The following is a 17,054-nucleotide window of genomic DNA, read 5'->3' as shown; positions in this document are numbered from 1 at the left end:
AGGAAAATCCCAAGTACCAAAAAGCGTTGAAGATACTCGATGAAGGCTTCGAGGATTCAATCCAATATATGAATTTCCCCATTTCACACCGAAAATCCATTCGAAGCACCAATGGCGTGGAGAGGCTAAATGAAGAGATTCGCAGGCGTGAAAGGGTGATCCGGATCTTCCCGAATACCCAGTCCGCCTTCAGGTTAATTGGCGCAGTCCTTATCAGTTATGTTGAAACAACTAAACACTGGAACAAGAGATTGTTTTCAGATAAAAAGTCGTAATACTTGATGGGTTTTCAAGCAACTTGACATGGAGCCTCTGCGGGCATGAATCCGAAGCCAGGAAATCCAGCTCATATGGCTGGCTTTTCCCGCCAAGGCTATCACGCCCGCCTCTCCAAGTAAAGTTGCGAGCAAGTGGATCCTAGGCATATTGTTTATTGCCAAATATATTTTTTGTAATACTTTGTGAAAGCATTGACAGGGAATTTACACAAGATAATGGACTTGACTCAAAGCAAACCGCTACGCGTCCAAAGCAAGCCGCCGCGCGTCCAAAGTAAGCCGCCGCGCGTCCAAAGCAAGCCGCTGCGCGTCCAAAGTGAGCCGTTGCGCGTCCAAAGCGAGTTCCCGCGCGTCCAAAGCAAGCCGCCGCGCGTCCAAAGTAAGTCGCTGCGCGTCCAAAGTAAGCCGCTACGCGTCCAAAGCGGCCCATTCAAGTCCAAAGCCAACCCGAAATAATATTTTAAACCCGCTTTCGGTAGCAAAAATCAAAAAATATCCCGGATATCAAGGCAAATTTAAATTTCCCCTAATTCGAGAATATTTATGTACTGGTACAATGCTGGTGAGGTGAAAATATGTTATTCAAAAAACGAAGCGAGCCCTTGTCTTTACTAGGATTGCAATCATTAATTAGCCGGCTGTCAAACAACCACCCAAAATATGCGGTAATCGAGGAGGATCTTAGAAGAAGAAAGGCCGGATACGGAGGCGAATTGAATTTTGACAAGCATATTAATGAGTTCCGCCCAACTTATCCGTTTGGCCAACTACAAGATATCTGCCTTCTCCATAGCGGCATTTATTTTCAAATGGATTCCGTGCTGATTCAGCCGGACAAAATTATCATATTTGAAATTAAGAATCTTAGCGGAAAACTCATCGTCAAGGCAAATCCGACCCAATTCATTCAAGAGATCAAGGACGAACGGAAAGTCATTCAAAGTCCAATTACAGAGCTGGAGCGAAAAATGATATTCATGGACAGATGGTTGAAGGACAAAGGGATTGATGTACCTATTAAAGGAATGATCGGACTCGCCTATACAAACGAATTATTCATTGAAGGAGAGACGAACATCGAAATCCTTTTTACACACGAGATTCCGATTCGATTGTATAACATGATAATCGGCCAAGATATATTGAGTAGAAACAAAATCCGTGACATCAGCCGTATTATGGTGGATTCGCACCAAGAATACAATCCGTTTCCTTTAACAAAGACGCTGAACATAGCGAAAGAGGATATAATCACAGGAGTTATCTGTCCGGAGTGCAATCGTAAAGGAATGAAGTGGCGCTCGAAAAGATGGCACTGTCCAGGCTGTTTGCACAGGGATGTAGATTGTCATCTACCACTACTTGATGATTGGTTTTATTTAATGGACAACAGAATTACCAATGGTCAATTTCGTTCTTTTTCGGGCATTGAACATCAGCCTATTGCAAAAAGATTATTGAAGAATTCGGGCCTTGTCTTAAAAGGAAATCGTAGGAGTGCATTTTATATAAGGTGATCCCTAGACGATTTGTCAAAAGCTTTTTTTAATCGCGTCATCCTATATCCTACACCGCGCGTCCAAAGCAAGCCGTCGCGCGTCCAAAGCAAGCCGCCGCGCGTCCAAAGCAATCTCCCGTGCGTCCAAAGAAAGCCCCCGCGCGTCCAAAGCAAGCCGCTGCGCGTCCAAAGCAAGCTTCCGCGCGTCCAAAGCAAGCCGCCGCGCGTCCAAAGCGAGCCGCCGCGCGTCCAAAGCAAGCCGTCGCGCGTCCAAAGCGAGCCGTCGCGCGTCCAAAGCAAGCCGCCACGCGTCCAAAGCAAGCCGTCGCGCGTCCAAAGCGAGCCCTCTAACGCTGATTAAAAGAACGGATTGTGGGTATTGTAAAGGATAGGACATCAAAGTGGAGGAGCTGTTCATTATGAAGGATAATCGTTTTCAAACAAAGCCAAATGATGAAAAGGGCGAAGCATTCACAGGAATGCCGAATGCCCAGCAATTCCCTGACTTAGAACCCGAACAAGAGGCGGAAAAGCAAATGGCGCAATTCCAGAATTCAACCGAGTGCAGAGAAAAGCCGACGGATCATAAATGGGAACCATAAGACTAAGACCTATGATTCGATCTAGCGAAGCATAGGTTTTTTCTATCTTCCATATTTTTCACAGTTGAAGTATAGTGAGAAAGAGACTACTACTTTATGACTGGGGATAGTTGTTTGAAACGTTTTGCTATCGTGACCATAGCATGGGCCCTTTTATTGACAGGGTGTATCCAACCTGATGAGGAAGTCATCCGTCCTGAAGACCTTACGATGCTTCAAAGCGATCCGTATGAGATGGAACTTAACGAAAAATCAACCGAAATTACAATTGGTATGGTAGGGGACATCCTCTTGCATTACCCACTCTATACATACGATACCTACGACATCCCATTCAGTGCTGTGAAGGATCAGATGACAAGCATCGACTTTCTGCTCGCAAACCAGGAATCCTTGCCTGGTGGAGTGGAGTTCGGGTTGTCCGGCTACCCGCAGTTCAACAGCCCGAAGCACATCATCAGAGATTTGAAAGTGAATGGAGTCGATCTGCTATCAATCGCGAATAACCATACGCTGGATTTAAAGGAAAACGGTTTATTGAAGGCCATCGGGCATATGAATGAATATGGAATGCCTTATGTTGGTGCATATGAATCCGTCGAAGATCGGGAGACGAAGCGCATCTTTGATGTGAAGGGAATCCACATCGGCGTTCTAGCTTATACTTACAGTCTGAACGGAGATGGAATTCCAAAGGGAAAAGGCCACTTGGTCTCATTGATTGATAAAGGGAAAATGGAAGCGGAGATTAGGGAAATGGAAGAGGAAGTCGACATTACGGTCGTCTCGATCCATTGGGGGAATGAGTATATGTTGCAACCAACCGAAAAACAGGAGGAGCTCGCTGGGTGGCTTGCTTCACAAGACGTCGATATCATTTTCGGGCACCATCCGCATGTGTTGCAGCGCTATGAGAAAATCGGCGACACAGAAGTGTTTTATTCGCTTGGGAATTTCTATTCTGCTCAACAATTTGATTCGACGAATGTCGGTGGTATTGCTAAAGTGCATATTTCGACCCTTGAATTGGCGGGAAGAAATTTCGTGGGAATCGATAGATCGACATTCTTTCCGACCGCTGTCATTCGTGATGAGGAGAGAAGATTTGTAGTCGTACCGTTACGAGATGCACGTATTTATAATCGTTTTGATGAAGAATGGGTGAAGAGCCATGTCCGGTTGCTGCCTGAATGAAAAAATGCCCTCCGCGCAGGATTCTGCAGAGGGCATTTTCAATTGATTATTCGGCTTTTTTCACTTGCTTCGTATTATAAATATAGTTCGAAACGATTTTTGCAGCTTGTTGTTTCGTTGTAAATTGCTCAGGCATAAACTTACCTTCATAGCCTGACGCGATTCCCAGCTCATGCAACATGGAAATCGCATTTACAGCGTCATCTGCGTATTTACCGAAGTCGGAATAAGGCGCTTTTGCAGCAGCCGTATACGTTTCACCTGTATGGTTTTCAAATGCACGTTGTAAAATCAAAGCGAATTGTGCACGTGTCACTTTGTCGTTCGGATTGAATTTTCCGTCATTGCCCTTAACGATGCCGTTTTCATAAGCAGCCGCAATATCAGCTTTCAGTTCGTCGGACAGTCCGTTAAGATCTGAGAATGGCGCCTGACCTTCAGCTTTTAATCCATTCGCTTTAACGATCCAAGATACCATTTCAGCACGAGTGATTTTCACACCCGGCTTGAAAGTCGGTTCTTTTGTTAAAATGTCGCGGTAATAAAGATCTGAAATGTATTGGTACGACCAGTTATCAAGGGACACATCCTTGAACGGAACTGTTGCGATAATACGTCCTTCCAATCCGTTGTTCACCTTGCCTAAGGACTTGATGTGATTCGCAAGGTTTTCCCAGTCACTGAAACCAGGTTCGCTTGCGCGGCCATCTTCATATGCTTTTCCGAGCGCATCAAAACCGTCTCCGCCTTTAGCAGTGAAAACGTTCGTCGCTGCCTTGTACATCTTGTCCGCTTCGACTTCTTCACCCGCGATTTTCAATGAAACAATCCGTTTGCCTGGCTCTGCAGTCCCATCAAAGATGACTTTCATGCCAGCGACATGAAGGAAACCGCCGCTTTCTTTCGGATATTCCTTGACGGAATGCTCGAATGTTTCTCGAAGTTCAGCACCAGTCAATTCCATGATCGCGAGGCTGTTGCCGAATGGCAGGACAGTGAGGACTTCACCATATGTGACATCACCTTTGTCGATGGAAGTACGGATACCTCCTCCGTTTTGGAACGCAATCGCAACTTCGGGGTCAATTTCTTTCGCTTTTTCAAGCATTCCATCTGTAATGATGTTACCAAGATTCGTTTCACCCGCACGGACACCGCCCAAATCGCGCAGGCCGCTTAGGAAGACATCGGCAACTCCGCCAGTCGGGGAATTCTTAATTGCTCCAACCTTTTCGGAGTATGGCTTCAGCATCTTTTCGGCTTCAGCGTCTTTTTCACCTTCTTTTGTGTCAACTTCATGAAGCACACCATTGTACTCTTTGATAACTCCATTTTCATCAAATGTGATATCCAATTGTCCAAGGAATTTTTGATGTTCATTTGCTTGTACAATGACGACTGGTCCAGCCTCACCTTCATGTACAAAAGGTTCAGCCAGTTTCGTATGTGTATGGCCGCCGACGATAATATCGATGCCAGGGACATTTACTGCAAGCAATTTATCATTATCAATAGCATCGCTATCATTGAAACCGATATGCGTCAACGCGATGATTTTATTTACGCCTAGCTCTTCAAACGCTTCGACAGCTGCCTTTGCTTCAGTGATGTAATTTGTGAAGATTATTTCTTTTGGACTGGAAATATCGACAGTTTCTTCAGTTGTCAAACCGAAAATACCGATTTTTTCCCCGTCCACTTCCTTAACAATACCATTAAAGATTTTGCCGCTTTCAGGCTCCGCGGTCACTTCACGAAGTTGTAGGCCATCAAAGTTGTTATCAGCTGAGAAATCGACGTTAGCTGAAACGAATGGGAAATCCGCCTTCTTGATGAAGTCGGCAAGCCCTTTATGACCGTCTTCGGAACTACCTAGGTCAAATTCATGATTACCGAAAGTCATTGCATCGTAACCGAAATAGTTCATGAATTCCAGGTCTGCTTGTCCTTGGAATTCATTGAAATAGAGGGATCCTGAGAACACATCGCCTGCATGAAGCAATACATTATGCGGAACTTTAGCCCGTTCTGCTTTCAATAGTGCTGAAAAGTAGGGGATGTTGTCCAATTGAGCATGTGTGTCATTCGTGTGGAACACCGTCATTGAGAAATCTTTTGACGCTTCTTCTGCGGAAACGGCAGCAGGTGTAATTCCTGCCAAACTGAACAGCAACATGGATGCAGCCGCGCCTTTAAAATACTTCTTTGACATAATGCACCTTCCTTTTATGGGTTTTTGAGCATCAGTATTCCAATATAATTTACAAAGCTGGAATAATGATGAAAACGTTTTCCATTTAAGTTTATCATTATCACTATTAAAGGACAAATGAATTTTCCGTAAATTTGTAGATTCATAGAAAAAGCCGGAAAGAAGTATATATACTTCTTTCCGGCTTAATTCATCATGGTGCTGCGTAGTATTGTACAAGCCCTTGATAGATGGCTTCGGCGTAAAGTTCCATATATTGTTCGCTTGATAATTTCTTGAAATCATCAGGATTTGTAATGAAACCAAGTTCAACTAGGACAGCAGCAACATTGTTATTTCGAATGACATAGAAACGTTGGTCTTTGACTCCGCGGTCTGACATGTTAGCGTTTTTCACCAAGTTGGATTGAATCTTGCTTGCCAACAGTTTACTCTCTTTAGCATTCGGATTCGTGGAAGAGTCATAGAAAACTTCCGCGCCTTTAGCTGCAGACGAGCCTGCCGCATTTACATGGATGGAAACGAATGTCTCTGCATAATGTTTTTTAGCATAAGCGGTACGTTGTTCCAATGATAGGAACGTGTCGTCCGATCGTGTCAACAATACTTTTGCTCCTGCATTCTTGAGCTTCGCTTCTACTAGCTTAGCTACTTTTAAAACAACCGTCTTTTCACTTAATTTATTGCTGGTAGCACCAGGGTCTTTCCCGCCATGGCCAGCATCGATGACGATAATACGGTCCTTCAATACATTGCCTGACTGGTTGATGAGCTTCAAATAGTTTTTATGGACATAACCAGGACCACTTTGCAAATTAATTTTAGCCCAGTTGCCGTTTATTGATTCGATATTCACCTTTTGGTTGAGGGATAGCTTTGCTACGACCGCGGATGTGCCATCAGGTGATTTTCGTACGTTCAAAACATTTGTCGTCACTTTTCCGATCAATCCAGTTGTAGGGGAGGGGGTGTTCGGCTCCTCCTCGGGTTCAGTGACTTCCGGTTCTGTAATTTCAGGCTCGGACACTTCAGGCTCGTCCGGCTCATCGGTTGCAACATCATCATCGGATGGTGCTTGAGTTCCTACTTCAACTGTGTACCGGCTATGGATATAGCCGTCCGCACCGTCAATGAGAACGAGCAGCCAATCGCCTGTCTGTCCGATGACTTCGACGATCTCTCCGTCTTTCAACCGAGTGACGACATCACCGGTAACTGCAGGGTGCGTACGGACATTCAAGTTGTCTCCGCCAGTAGCGACTTTCGCGAAATAAGTTCTAGAAGTCTGTTCAGGCAATTTTACCGTAAGCTTGTAATCATCATTCAATGCACGTGCTACAAATAATGCGAATTGCGAACGAGTCAAGTAATCTTTCGGAAGGAATCTTCCTGCATCACCTTGAGAAACGCCACCATAATACAAACCGTTGATTTCTTTTGCGAAAGGATGGTCTTTCATGTCAGTGAGCATTAGCGGCTTGTCGACAGTAGGTGACTGGGAAAGATTGAAAGCGACAGAAAGGGCATAACCCATTTCATCCCGTTTCAATTTTTCATTCGGTCCGAAGCTTCCATCGGCTTTCTTCTTGAAATACCCGAGTTCTACTGCGCGGCTGGCGAACTTATATTGCTCTGTACCGGGCTTAAGATCCTTGAATTGGACTTTTGGCGTAGGCATGTCCGCATTTCCAGAAGCGATGACAAGCATTTTTGCTGCATGGGCACGCGTCAAATTATTGCCGGGATTGAACTTGTCGGCTTTATTGACGATGCCGAGCTCAGCTATGTAATGAACTTGATCAAAATATTCCTTGTCAGGTGAGATATCCGAGAATTTGAACTGCGCCGAGGAATGTCCAGGGACGATGGAAACAAGAGCGAAAAACAGTAATGCAACAGCTGCCCATTTAAACGTTTTCATGGTGTCCTCCTAAATTTGATGTAAATTAAGTTTACCAGTATTCATCAAGTAAATCTATATGAAATTTACTATTTTCATAGAGTTGTTTTGAAAAAAGCCAGGTGTCCAATAAACGGAACACCTGGCTTTAGGCTATTAATGGAGACGATCAAGGATCTTCTGGAATTGCTTTTCAGTCAACTTATCGTTAAGACCGAATGATCCATCTTCATATCCGCTGGCAATATTATTATAGGCTAGTATATTGATATATTCATTAGCCCAATGATTTGCAGGCACATCACTATAGGAAGTTGATACAGAACCTTTAAGCTCAAATGCTTCCACAATGATTTTTGCCATATGTGCACGAGTCAATGAATCATCGGGATTGAATTTCCCTTCATTACCGGAGAATAGTCCGGCGCTTGACACTTTCGAGATTGCTTCATATTGCGGGTGATCCGCGGGTACATCGGTGAATGTTACAGCAGCAACATCAGATTCAAGTCCAAGCTCTTTGACGAGCGTCTCTGCTATTCTGGCACGAGATACATAGTCGGGAGCTACAGTCGGTTCTTCAAAGGCGACTGTTTTGTCGTTCTTGAAATCTGCAACACGACGGGCACCTAAATAACGTTTGCCCCAGTATGCAGGGTCATTGACGGAAGAAACCATGACGCCTTTAGATGTCGAAGCGTGGATGAATCTGTTGGAACCGATATAGATTCCGACGTGTGAAACTCTATTCCCGATAGTGTTGAAGAATACGAGATCACCAGTTTTCAGATCGCTTTTGTTAACAGCTGTTCCCATAGCAAACTGTTCGCCAGTCGATCTTGGGATTGAAATCCCTTGTTTTTTAAAGACGTATTGCGTATATCCTGAGCAGTCGAATCCGGAAGTGGTTGTGCCTCCATAGGCATATGGTGTTCCTACGTAGGTCCGCGCTGTACTTACGAGCGAAGTCGGTGAATTCGCTGAGGCCATGGCTTGTACGGATGTAGAAATCAAAAGGCATGCAAAAAGCGACATAAAATACTTCTTCATATGGTTCCCAAATTCCCCTTTCGCACGTTTGAAATACAGTGTGCTTTATCTGAGAACATCCTACCATAGCTAAACCTTCATTTCGGTTACAGTTACATTACAATAGCATTACATTATTTGCCCGATGTCGAAAATGCACTCATATCAACGTTTTTTAACAGCGTACACTTTGTGGAAAATGATTTTTGTAATGATAAATTACTGTAATTCATCAACATTCATCATTTTATTAGGTATTTCACCCTGATTATTATAATAGAGAGAAGGGTATATGACGTACGTGTTACAAAATGAAAGAAACATTCTTATGATATAATCGTTCAATGTGTAGACACTATAAAGACTTACTATAGATTGGATGAGAATGAATGCGCAGAATCGCTGTATTCAGCAATATGTACCCGTCGGAGAAGCACCCGACATATGGGATTTTTGTCAAAAACCAAGTGGAGCTGTTGCGCTCAAAAGGAATTCAAGTGGATCTCATTGCTATTGATGAGCCGGGCAAAGGGAAATCCGCCACATTGAAAAAATACTTGGCCTGGTTCCTGAAATCAATCGGCTTTTTAGTACGACATAAAAAACATCTATTATTGACGCATGCGCATTACGCATTTCCGACAGGCGTCCTATCATTAATAGGAAAGAAGTTTTTCGGAATTCCATATGTCGTGACGGTGCACGGCGGCGATATCGACAAAATGGCTGCAAAAAGTGAGCGGATTGCAGGTTATACCCGCAAAGTGCTCCAAGGGGCAGATGCTATCATTACGGTAGGGGAAAGATTGAAGCACGATGTCGTGGGAAAATTCGGGGTGAGAGAGGAGCGCGTCCATGTCATGAGCATGGGTGTGGATACGGAAATCTTCAAACCGATGACGAAGGAAGTAGCGCGTAGAGAGTTGGACATCCCTTCGAATGAGAAGCTTCTATTATTTGTCGGCAATATGATCGAGGCGAAAGGGGTGCTCGAGCTTGTCGATGCGTTCGACATTGTGCGCAAAAGTCATCCTGAATCAACCCTTCATTTGATCGGCTCAAGCAAAGACGGGGCATTTATGGAGACATTGGCGAAGCGGCTGCTGTCGAAAGATGTCCGGATCTCCCATCAGGAACCGTTGCCGCAGAAGGAGATTGCAAAATGGATAGCTGCCGCGGACGTTTTCGTATTGCCTTCCCACCACGAAGGATTCGGACTCGTCGCCCTCGAAGCAATGGCGGTCGGAACCACGGTCGTCGGAAGTGACGTCGGAGGTCTTTCCTTCCTGCTTGGCAATGAAGCTGGTATTCTCGTTGAACCGAAAAATTCCGGATCTCTTGCAGAAGGCTTGAAACAAGCGTTGGAAGAGCCGTCGGAATCAAGAAGAAAAATAGCGAATGAAAAAGTTGCAGAGCATACGTATGATGTCATTGCCGAACGACTTACGGCAATCTATGACGCTGTGTCGAAAGGAAAGAACGTCAAATGAGTAAAATGATGAAAATCATCGGCACAGTCGCCATTATCAATATCGTTGCGCGGCTCTTCGGCTTTCTCCGGGAAGTGGTCATCGGGCAACAGTTTGGGACAAGTGCAGCGGCGGACGCGATTGCAACTGCCTATACGATTCCGAATTTCATTTACCTAGTTGTAGGCGGCGGACTGACAACAGCTTTCATTTCCGTCTATCATTCCTCCAAAACCGAAAAAGCAATTTTTGTACGGAGAATGTTCACTTCAGTTCTCATGGCTGCGACAATCATCACGGTGCTAGCCGTCATTTTTGCAGAACCATTGTTACGGCTTTCTTTCCAAAATAAATTGACGCCTGCGCAATTTGAATTGGCGTTTCCGATATTCCTTTGGATGATGCCTTCGACGATCATCCTCGTCCTATCGACATGGATGAGCGGATTATTGAATTTGAACGACAAATTCAAGCTATCCAGCATCGCCATCCTCGTTTACAACGCAGCATTCGTCATCATTTCCGCTCCGCTCGTCCCTTGGTATGGTCCGACAGCGTACGGGATTGGTGCATTGCTAAGTGCAGTGCTTATGGGGATTTTCTTATTCGTTGGAATTAAGCGCAGCAAGCTGTATTCACTAAAGCCTGCTCTAGGCAAATCGGAAGATGTAAAACGGGTATGGGTCATCGCTTTGCCAATCTTACTCGGCGGTGCATCGATGCAGTTTTATGCATTTATTTATAGAGTTGCTGCCGCTGGATTAAGTGAAGGTGCCATCTCTGCTGTCAACTACGCATCCAAGCTGGCCAACTTCCCGCAAGCGATCATGATGACCGCTGTTACGACCGTCATCTATCCGATGCTAAGCAAGAAGGAAGGCGAAGGAGATCATGAAACGATACGGAAACTGTACAAAAAAGGAATGCTTTTATTAGCGGCATTAATTGGACCTGCAACGGCTGTCGCCTATTTCTTCGCGGCTCCGCTCGTCCGCCTCATTTTCGAACGAGGAGAATTCGACGAAGCGTCGGTGTTGATTACAGTTCCGATTTTCAAAGTGTTCGCGTTGTCAATGTTCTTCCTGGCCGCAAATACGTACGTGACCCGTTTTTATTACGCAAAAGGGAATTCAATGCTGCCGGTCATTTTCAGCCTCGTCAGCGTGCTCGGCATCAACATCGCAATCATCTATTTCCTGATCGATTCCATGGGCGCTCCCGCAATCGCATACGGAACTGTCATCAGCTCGGCCATCAACCTACTCATGCTTGTCATCTATGCAAGAGTGAAATGGAAGTTATAAAAATATCCCGCCGCAGTCCATCTGCGCGCGGTTTTTTTCGATTTCCCTCAAATACGCATAAATCTCAAAACTAGCGCATAAAGGCCACTAAAAACGCATAAACGCCGCCAAATACGCATAAATCGAATAATTGACGCATAACTGCATCTATTATTCTTTCTCAGTTTACGATATTCTGAATAAAAGAAGAAACTAGTATAGGAGAGATACCAATGTCCATAGAAAAACAAATCGGGGAATGGTTCGAACATTTTCATGCTAATCCTGAAATCAGCTGGAAAGAAGTCGAAACGACGAAAAAGATAGCAGAAATCCTCACGGAAATGAACGTGAAACATCATACATTCGATGATGTGACAGGCGTAGTGGCAGAAATCGGGGAAGGGGACCGAATCATCGCGGTCCGTGCCGACATTGACGCGCTCTGGCAAGAAGTGGACGGTGTTTTGCGTGCAAACCATTCGTGCGGGCATGATGCCAATCTGTCGATGGTTCTCGGGGCACTTTCCTATTTGCAGAAACAACCGCTCGGAAGCCGCATCCGGTTCATTTTCCAGCCAGCGGAGGAATAGGGGAATGGCGCGAAATCGATGATTGAAAGGGGAGCCATTGATGGTGTTTCCCATTTATTCGGTGTCCATCTTAGACCACAGGAAGAAATCCCTTTTGGCAAGGTATCTCCTGCCATTCATCACGGCGCAGCGATTTTCCTCGAAGGGAAAGTGAAAGGGGCTGATGCTCATGGAGCGAGACCGCAGCAAGGGAAAAATGCACTCGACCCGATTTTCGCGATTGCCCAATTCCTGAAAACGATATACTTTTCTCCATATGAAGCGTATTCCGCCAAACTGACGAAAGTCCAGGCCGGTGGCGATAGTCTGAACATTATCCCTGGAAATGCCCTGTTTGCAATCGATGCACGGGCACAATCGAATTCGGTGCTGAATGAACTGAAGGAACGCATCGATGCGGGAATCCATTCAATTGCCGAGCTTCACGGCGTAGACATCGAATTGAACTGGTCGGATTATACGCCTGCAGCGGAAGTGTCCGAGGAAGCCGCTTCGATTGCAAAAGAAGCGATTTTAGAATCGGTCGGCGAAGAGGCATTCGCGCCAGCAATTATCACATCCGGAAGCGATGACTTCCATTTCTATACGATACACAATCCTGATCTGAAAGCCGCTATGATCGGCGTAGGTGCAGACTTAGGACCTGGCCTTCATCATCCGTACATGACATTCAACCGGGATGCTCTCGGTATAGGTGCTAAAGTGCTGGCGGCGACATTGGCGAAAGCTTCATTTGTTAGATGAAAAACACTCCATCTACGGGGCAGTCCCTGTAGATGGAGTGTTTTATAATAGTGAACGGATAATAAAAATCACATAAAGAAATTCTCTTCACCGATCCGATCATATAGTCCGCTCTTTTTAAACAATGAAAGCTTCTGCTTAGGCAATTTCTTCACTATGATTCTTACATTCTGTTTGTTGGCACCATCCAACAACGCGGATAGCGCTGCCTCACCCGTCGCGTCAATCATGGAGAGGTGTTCCAAATCCAAAATGATAATGGATGTTCCACTTGAAAGGATTTCGGGCATCCTGTCTTCAAACACCTTTGCCGTGCCGAAAAATAACGGTCCTTCAATGATGAATTTGGATACTTCCTCTCCGAACTTGTGAATCTCTACTTCCGAAAGATTCTCCGTCGTAATATACAGCTTGCCGCTCATCTTTCGCAAGAAGGAAAGTGCGGCCAACAGGATGCCGACCTGGACAGCAACTGTCAAATTAATGAAAATCGTGAGCAAGAATGTCGTCATCAGTACAATAGAATCGCCCGATCTGACAGACAAAATATGAACAAAAGCCTTTCGCGCACTCATATTCCAAGCAACAAACATTAAAATAGGCGCCATCGCAGCCAAAGGAATATAAGAGGCGAATGGGGCGAAAACCAAAATGAACAATAAGACGAAAATGCTTTGCACCATGCCGGAAACCGGGCTGACAGCACCTGACCGGACATTGGTAGCAGTTCTTGCAATCGCTCCCGTCGCGGGGATGCCCCCGAATAACGGCGAAATGATATTCGCGATTCCTTGCCCGAATAATTCCCTCTTTGAATCATGCTTCGGTCCTTCTTTCATTCCATCCGCAACGACTGCAGACAACAGCGATTCAATCGCGCCGAGTGCAGCGATGATCAACGCGGGCTGCCAAAGACTGACGAGCTTGGATAACGTGATTTGGGGAAATTGAAAGCCGGGCAATGATTGTGGAATTCCTCCGAATGCTGTGCCGATCGTTTCCACTTTTCCTGGGTAGAACAAGACAGATAATACAGTTGGAATCAAAAGAGCGAAGAGCAGCAACGGAACACGAGGGGCGACTTTCGGCAAGATAAAGATCAACGCCAGCCCAATTATCGAGGTGAGCACACTGAAAATGTTCAGCGTATGAAGATGCTTGGCGACATCAATCATATTTTCGTGAAAGAACTCCTTGCTCTCGAGTCCGGACAGGCCAAGGAAGTTCCCGAATTGCCCTGTGAAAATGATAATTGCAATTCCTGAAGTGAACCCGATTGTTACGGAACGGGGAACGAAATGAATGAGATTACTGATGCCTGCAAAGCTCATGATAACAAGGAAAATACCGGCCAGAAACCCTGCTATCAAGAGATCTTCATAGCCGTATTGAAGGACGATTGCAAGAAGAATCGGGATGAATGCGCCGGTTGGACCAGCGATCTGAAAACGGGATCCTCCTAAGAGAGCGACTAAGAACCCGGCGATGATCGTCGTGTACAAGCCATACTCCGGTTTGACGCCCGAAGCAATTGCAAAAGCCATCCCAAGTGGAATGGCTACAATACCGACAGTAATCCCCGAAAGCATATCCTTCCGAAACCCTGACGCATTATAATCAATAAAACGCTGATCTTTGAACAAGGCGGTCACACTTCTTCCACAGAATTTGTAAAAATATTTCCTATCTTCATTATAAGCGACAAACACAGTGCTGGCAAGGCCTCGCGCGTGAAAAAGGCGGTTCCGCGTCCAAAGAAGGGTATGCCGCGCTCAAACCAGAAAGGTGCCGCAGAAAGTCAGCTTTCACTGACTTTCTGTACACCCCCTCTAAATCAGCTCGGTTGCCCTCAATATGATGCGATCATAACCCAATCGCTGTACTAGTTTCGTAATATTCGGCTGCTCGACCCGCGCGAGCCGCAAAGCTTCCTCCTGCGCAAATGCTTCACGCGTCGGGCCATCAAACAGCATTCCGCCATTACTGAAAATGATTGTCCGTCCAAATGTATCCGCCACAAAATCCATATCATGCAAAATACAGATGACGAGCTTGCCCTTTTCATGGAGTGAATGGATGATTTCCTGCACCTTCGACTTCCCGCGGACATCTTGCCCCATCGTTGGTTCGTCGAAAATGACGACATCGGTATCCATGGCGAGAATTGATGCCACCGCAACCATCTTCCGTTCAGCAAGACTAAGATCATACGGATTCTCATCCGCTTTATCGGCAAGTCCGACGAGTGCCAGCATCTCTTTTGCGTTAGCGAGTGCTTCTTCGCCAGTTTGGCCAATGTTCAACGGGCCGAACATCACTTCGTCGATCACTTTGTGTTTGAAGATCTGGTCGTTCGGATTCTGGAAGATGAGCCCGATCCGGCTTGCCAGTTTAGCGGCCGTCGTTTCCGATAGTGGAGCACCGTTCAGTAAAATCTCACCCGTGTCCGGTTTCAGCAGAGCCTTCAACAATTTTACAAACGTCGTTTTCCCGGCACCATTCTGCCCTATGATTGCGATAGGCTCGCCACTCAACGTGACGTTCAGGCCGCGGATGACGTCCTGTCCCTTTTCATAGCCGAAATGAAGATCTCGGACGATGAGTTCGGAAGTGGTATTGCCGTTGTTGGTTTTAGTAACTGGATGAAATTGAATATCCCGCTCCGTAGGCATTTGCTCCAAGGAAATCGGATAAAGTCCAGACATTTCATTCCGCAGGCCGAGTGCGCGTGAGATTTTCACATAGACAGGAGGTTCAACACCGAATTCATTCAAGTCTTCCCTTGAAAAGACCTCTTCCGGCTTCCCATCCTCAATCAATTTGCCGTCATACAGTAAAAGGATCCTGTCGGCATACGCAGCAAGCTTCTCCATTTTCTGCTCCGCCATGATGATCGTCATACCCTCATCCGCCAATTTTTCAACGACGCGGAACACTTCCTCCGCGCCCTCGGGATCGAGCTGCGAAGTCGGTTCGTCGAGTATGAGGACGTCGGGCTGCATGGCAATGACGCTTGCAATGGCGACCCGCTGCATTTGGCCCCCGGATAATGAGAATGGATTCTTTCCCTGCAACCCTTCAATATCGAGCAGCTTCATACTTTCACGGATCCGTTCATGCATGACATCACGCGGCACGCCTTGATTCTCCAAGCCGAAAGCAATCTCATCATAGACAGTGAATTTTGCACCGGTCATCTGCAAGAATGGATTTTCAAAAACGAGACCGACCTTTGCTGTTATCTCACTAATTTCATGCGATAAAACATCCATGTCGCCAATGTACACATCGCCGCCATACGCACCTTTGAAAAAGTGGGGGACGAGCCCGCTCAGTGCATAACATAACGTCGTCTTCCCGGATGTATTCATGCCGACAATTCCAAGGAATTCACCTTTTTCCACTGTGAATGAAATGTCGTTCAGTGCAAAACGGTGGCTATCGGGATATTTATATTTTAAATTCACGACTCGCAATACACTCATGAAATCACCCTCCAAGCGATGACAGCCAAAAAGAAGGCAATCAGTGCAATTCTGAACGGCACGCTATATCGGTAGTTTTTCCGTTCATACAAAAACGTTCGATTTCCTTTGGCGTTGAACCCGCGGATTTCAAGAGCGATGGACCGCTCCCTTGTTTCCGTAAGCGAATTGAGGACGACCGGACCGAGAAGGGGGAGGAATGATTTGAATCTCATCCAAATTCCGCCTTCCGTCTCCATCCCGCGAGCCCGCTGCGCATCCGTTATTTTCCCGGTCAAGGCGACCATTTGCGGGATGATCTGCAACACCGACAGCAGCACATAACCGAATTTCGGAGACAGACCTTTTTGCAGCAATGCTTCCACAAGATCATCCGGCTTTGTCGTCAAAATGAGTACGCCGAACGCGGCCACCATATTGACGACCCGGAGCGTTATCAGAAACGCGATTAAAAAACCCTCTTTGTAAATGGCGATCGGGCCGATTTCGAATAGAACCGTTGCCCGATCGGGATGAAAAAATCCTTGGACGATGATGATCGATGCAATTAACAGAAAGCTGACCCCGATGACCGGCAAAATGGATTTGAACACTTTGCCGATCAGAAGGATGAAGAATGTGAACAGGAGGATTCCGAGCACAGCCAGATGATCCGATAAAATATATGTCGATGTGATGGAAATGAAGACGAATAAGAGCTTTGTCATTGGATCCACCCGATGGACGGGCGAATCCCTACTTACATACAATGTCATGTTGTTCATTTG

General features: G+C 45.8%; 14 protein-coding genes and 1 pseudogene. 7 read left to right on the top strand and 8 right to left on the bottom strand.

Annotation, left to right across the window (positions count from 1 at the left end):
- Positions 1–275, top strand: a 275-nt coding sequence (locus M3191_RS14485; RefSeq protein WP_251701088.1) for a transposase, incomplete at its 5' end; no start/stop codon positions are given.
- A gap of 243 nt (positions 276–518) precedes the next feature.
- Here the strand turns inward: M3191_RS14485 and M3191_RS14480 are convergent.
- Entirely contained in the window at positions 519–677 is a 159-nt protein-coding gene (locus M3191_RS14480; protein ID WP_251701087.1) for a hypothetical protein, read from the bottom strand.
- 176 nt (positions 678–853) lie between these two features.
- Here M3191_RS14480 and M3191_RS14475 point away from each other — a divergent pair, with 176 nt between their 5' ends.
- Positions 854–1,795, top strand: a complete 942-nt coding sequence (locus M3191_RS14475) for an NERD domain-containing protein (RefSeq protein WP_251701086.1) — start codon at positions 854–856, stop codon at positions 1,793–1,795.
- Positions 1,796–1,837: 42 nt separating this feature from the next.
- Here M3191_RS14475 and M3191_RS14470 read toward each other — a convergent pair whose 3' ends face one another.
- Entirely contained in the window at positions 1,838–2,113 is a 276-nt protein-coding gene (locus tag M3191_RS14470) for a hypothetical protein (protein WP_251701085.1), read from the bottom strand.
- Between the two features lie 82 nt (positions 2,114–2,195).
- Here M3191_RS14470 and M3191_RS14465 point away from each other — a divergent pair, with 82 nt between their 5' ends.
- Positions 2,196–2,378 (top strand): hypothetical protein, encoded by a 183-nt coding sequence (locus M3191_RS14465; RefSeq protein ID WP_251701084.1) that lies wholly within the window; start codon positions 2,196–2,198, stop codon positions 2,376–2,378.
- Between the two features lie 114 nt (positions 2,379–2,492).
- Complete coding sequence (locus M3191_RS14460; protein ID WP_251701083.1) at positions 2,493–3,572, top strand: CapA family protein; 1,080 nt, start codon at positions 2,493–2,495, stop codon at positions 3,570–3,572.
- 46 nt (positions 3,573–3,618) lie between these two features.
- Here the strand turns inward: M3191_RS14460 and M3191_RS14455 are convergent, their stop codons facing one another.
- The 3 genes from M3191_RS14455 to M3191_RS14445 form a co-directional block, all read right to left on the bottom strand.
- Positions 3,619–5,784 (bottom strand): 5'-nucleotidase C-terminal domain-containing protein, encoded by a 2,166-nt coding sequence (locus M3191_RS14455; RefSeq protein WP_251701082.1) that lies wholly within the window; start codon positions 5,782–5,784, stop codon positions 3,619–3,621.
- A 193-nt stretch (positions 5,785–5,977) separates the two neighbouring features.
- The gene (locus tag M3191_RS14450) at positions 5,978–7,705 is read right to left on the bottom strand and encodes an N-acetylmuramoyl-L-alanine amidase (protein ID WP_251701081.1); all 1,728 of its coding nucleotides are present in this window, start codon (positions 7,703–7,705) and stop codon (positions 5,978–5,980) included.
- Positions 7,706–7,840: 135 nt separating this feature from the next.
- Positions 7,841–8,734: a C40 family peptidase gene (locus tag M3191_RS14445; protein ID WP_251701080.1), complete on the bottom strand. Its 894-nt coding sequence runs from the start codon at positions 8,732–8,734 to the stop codon at positions 7,841–7,843.
- A gap of 368 nt (positions 8,735–9,102) precedes the next feature.
- On the opposite strand from M3191_RS14445, the gene M3191_RS14440 reads away from it, so the two are divergent.
- From M3191_RS14440 to M3191_RS14430, 3 genes and pseudogenes are all read left to right on the top strand, one after another.
- Positions 9,103–10,203, top strand: coding sequence for a glycosyltransferase (locus M3191_RS14440; protein ID WP_251701079.1), 1,101 nt, complete (start codon positions 9,103–9,105; stop codon positions 10,201–10,203).
- A complete protein-coding gene (murJ, locus tag M3191_RS14435) occupies positions 10,200–11,486 on the top strand; it encodes a murein biosynthesis integral membrane protein MurJ (protein ID WP_251701078.1) in 1,287 nt (428 codons plus the stop codon). The genes M3191_RS14440 and murJ overlap by 4 nt, the downstream gene beginning before the upstream one ends.
- A 212-nt stretch (positions 11,487–11,698) precedes the next feature.
- A pseudogene (locus tag M3191_RS14430) lies at positions 11,699–12,802 on the top strand (amidohydrolase).
- Positions 12,803–12,870: 68 nt separating this feature from the next.
- Here M3191_RS14430 and M3191_RS14425 read toward each other — a convergent pair.
- The 3 genes from M3191_RS14425 to M3191_RS14415 form a co-directional block, all read right to left on the bottom strand.
- Positions 12,871–14,445, bottom strand: a complete 1,575-nt coding sequence (locus M3191_RS14425; protein ID WP_251701077.1) for a SulP family inorganic anion transporter — start codon at positions 14,443–14,445, stop codon at positions 12,871–12,873.
- Positions 14,446–14,631: 186 nt separating this feature from the next.
- The gene (locus tag M3191_RS14420) at positions 14,632–16,287 is read right to left on the bottom strand and encodes an ABC transporter ATP-binding protein (protein WP_251701076.1); all 1,656 of its coding nucleotides are present in this window, start codon (positions 16,285–16,287) and stop codon (positions 14,632–14,634) included.
- On the bottom strand, positions 16,284–17,051 hold the full coding sequence (locus M3191_RS14415) for an energy-coupling factor transporter transmembrane component T family protein (protein ID WP_251701075.1): 768 nt from the start codon (positions 17,049–17,051) through the stop codon (positions 16,284–16,286). Before M3191_RS14415 ends, M3191_RS14420 begins: the two co-directional genes overlap by 4 nt.
- Positions 17,052–17,054 lie beyond the last annotated feature (3 nt).

The sequence above is a fragment of the Sporosarcina luteola genome (genome assembly GCF_023715535.1).
In the GTDB taxonomy this organism is placed as follows: domain Bacteria; phylum Bacillota; class Bacilli; order Bacillales_A; family Planococcaceae; genus Sporosarcina; species Sporosarcina luteola_B.
Note: the sequence above shows the minus strand (reverse complement) of the source record. Positions and strands in the feature narration are given on the sequence as shown.

Bases quoted from the DNA above. Each gene is read 5' to 3' on its own strand.
- M3191_RS14475 (WP_251701086.1), top strand. From the start codon at position 854: ATGTTATTCAAAAAACGAAGCGAGCCCTTGTCTTTACTAGGATTGCAA.
- M3191_RS14465 (WP_251701084.1), top strand. From the start codon at position 2,196: ATGAAGGATAATCGTTTTCAAACAAAGCCAAATGATGAAAAGGGCGAA.
- M3191_RS14455 (WP_251701082.1), bottom strand. From the start codon at position 5,784: ATGTCAAAGAAGTATTTTAAAGGCGCGGCTGCATCCATGTTGCTGTTC.
- M3191_RS14450 (WP_251701081.1), bottom strand. From the start codon at position 7,705: ATGAAAACGTTTAAATGGGCAGCTGTTGCATTACTGTTTTTCGCTCTT.
- M3191_RS14445 (WP_251701080.1), bottom strand. From the start codon at position 8,734: ATGAAGAAGTATTTTATGTCGCTTTTTGCATGCCTTTTGATTTCTACA.
- M3191_RS14440 (WP_251701079.1), top strand. From the start codon at position 9,103: ATGCGCAGAATCGCTGTATTCAGCAATATGTACCCGTCGGAGAAGCAC.
- murJ (WP_251701078.1), top strand. From the start codon at position 10,200: ATGAGTAAAATGATGAAAATCATCGGCACAGTCGCCATTATCAATATC.
- M3191_RS14420 (WP_251701076.1), bottom strand. From the start codon at position 16,287: ATGAGTGTATTGCGAGTCGTGAATTTAAAATATAAATATCCCGATAGC.
- M3191_RS14415 (WP_251701075.1), bottom strand. From the start codon at position 17,051: ATGAACAACATGACATTGTATGTAAGTAGGGATTCGCCCGTCCATCGG.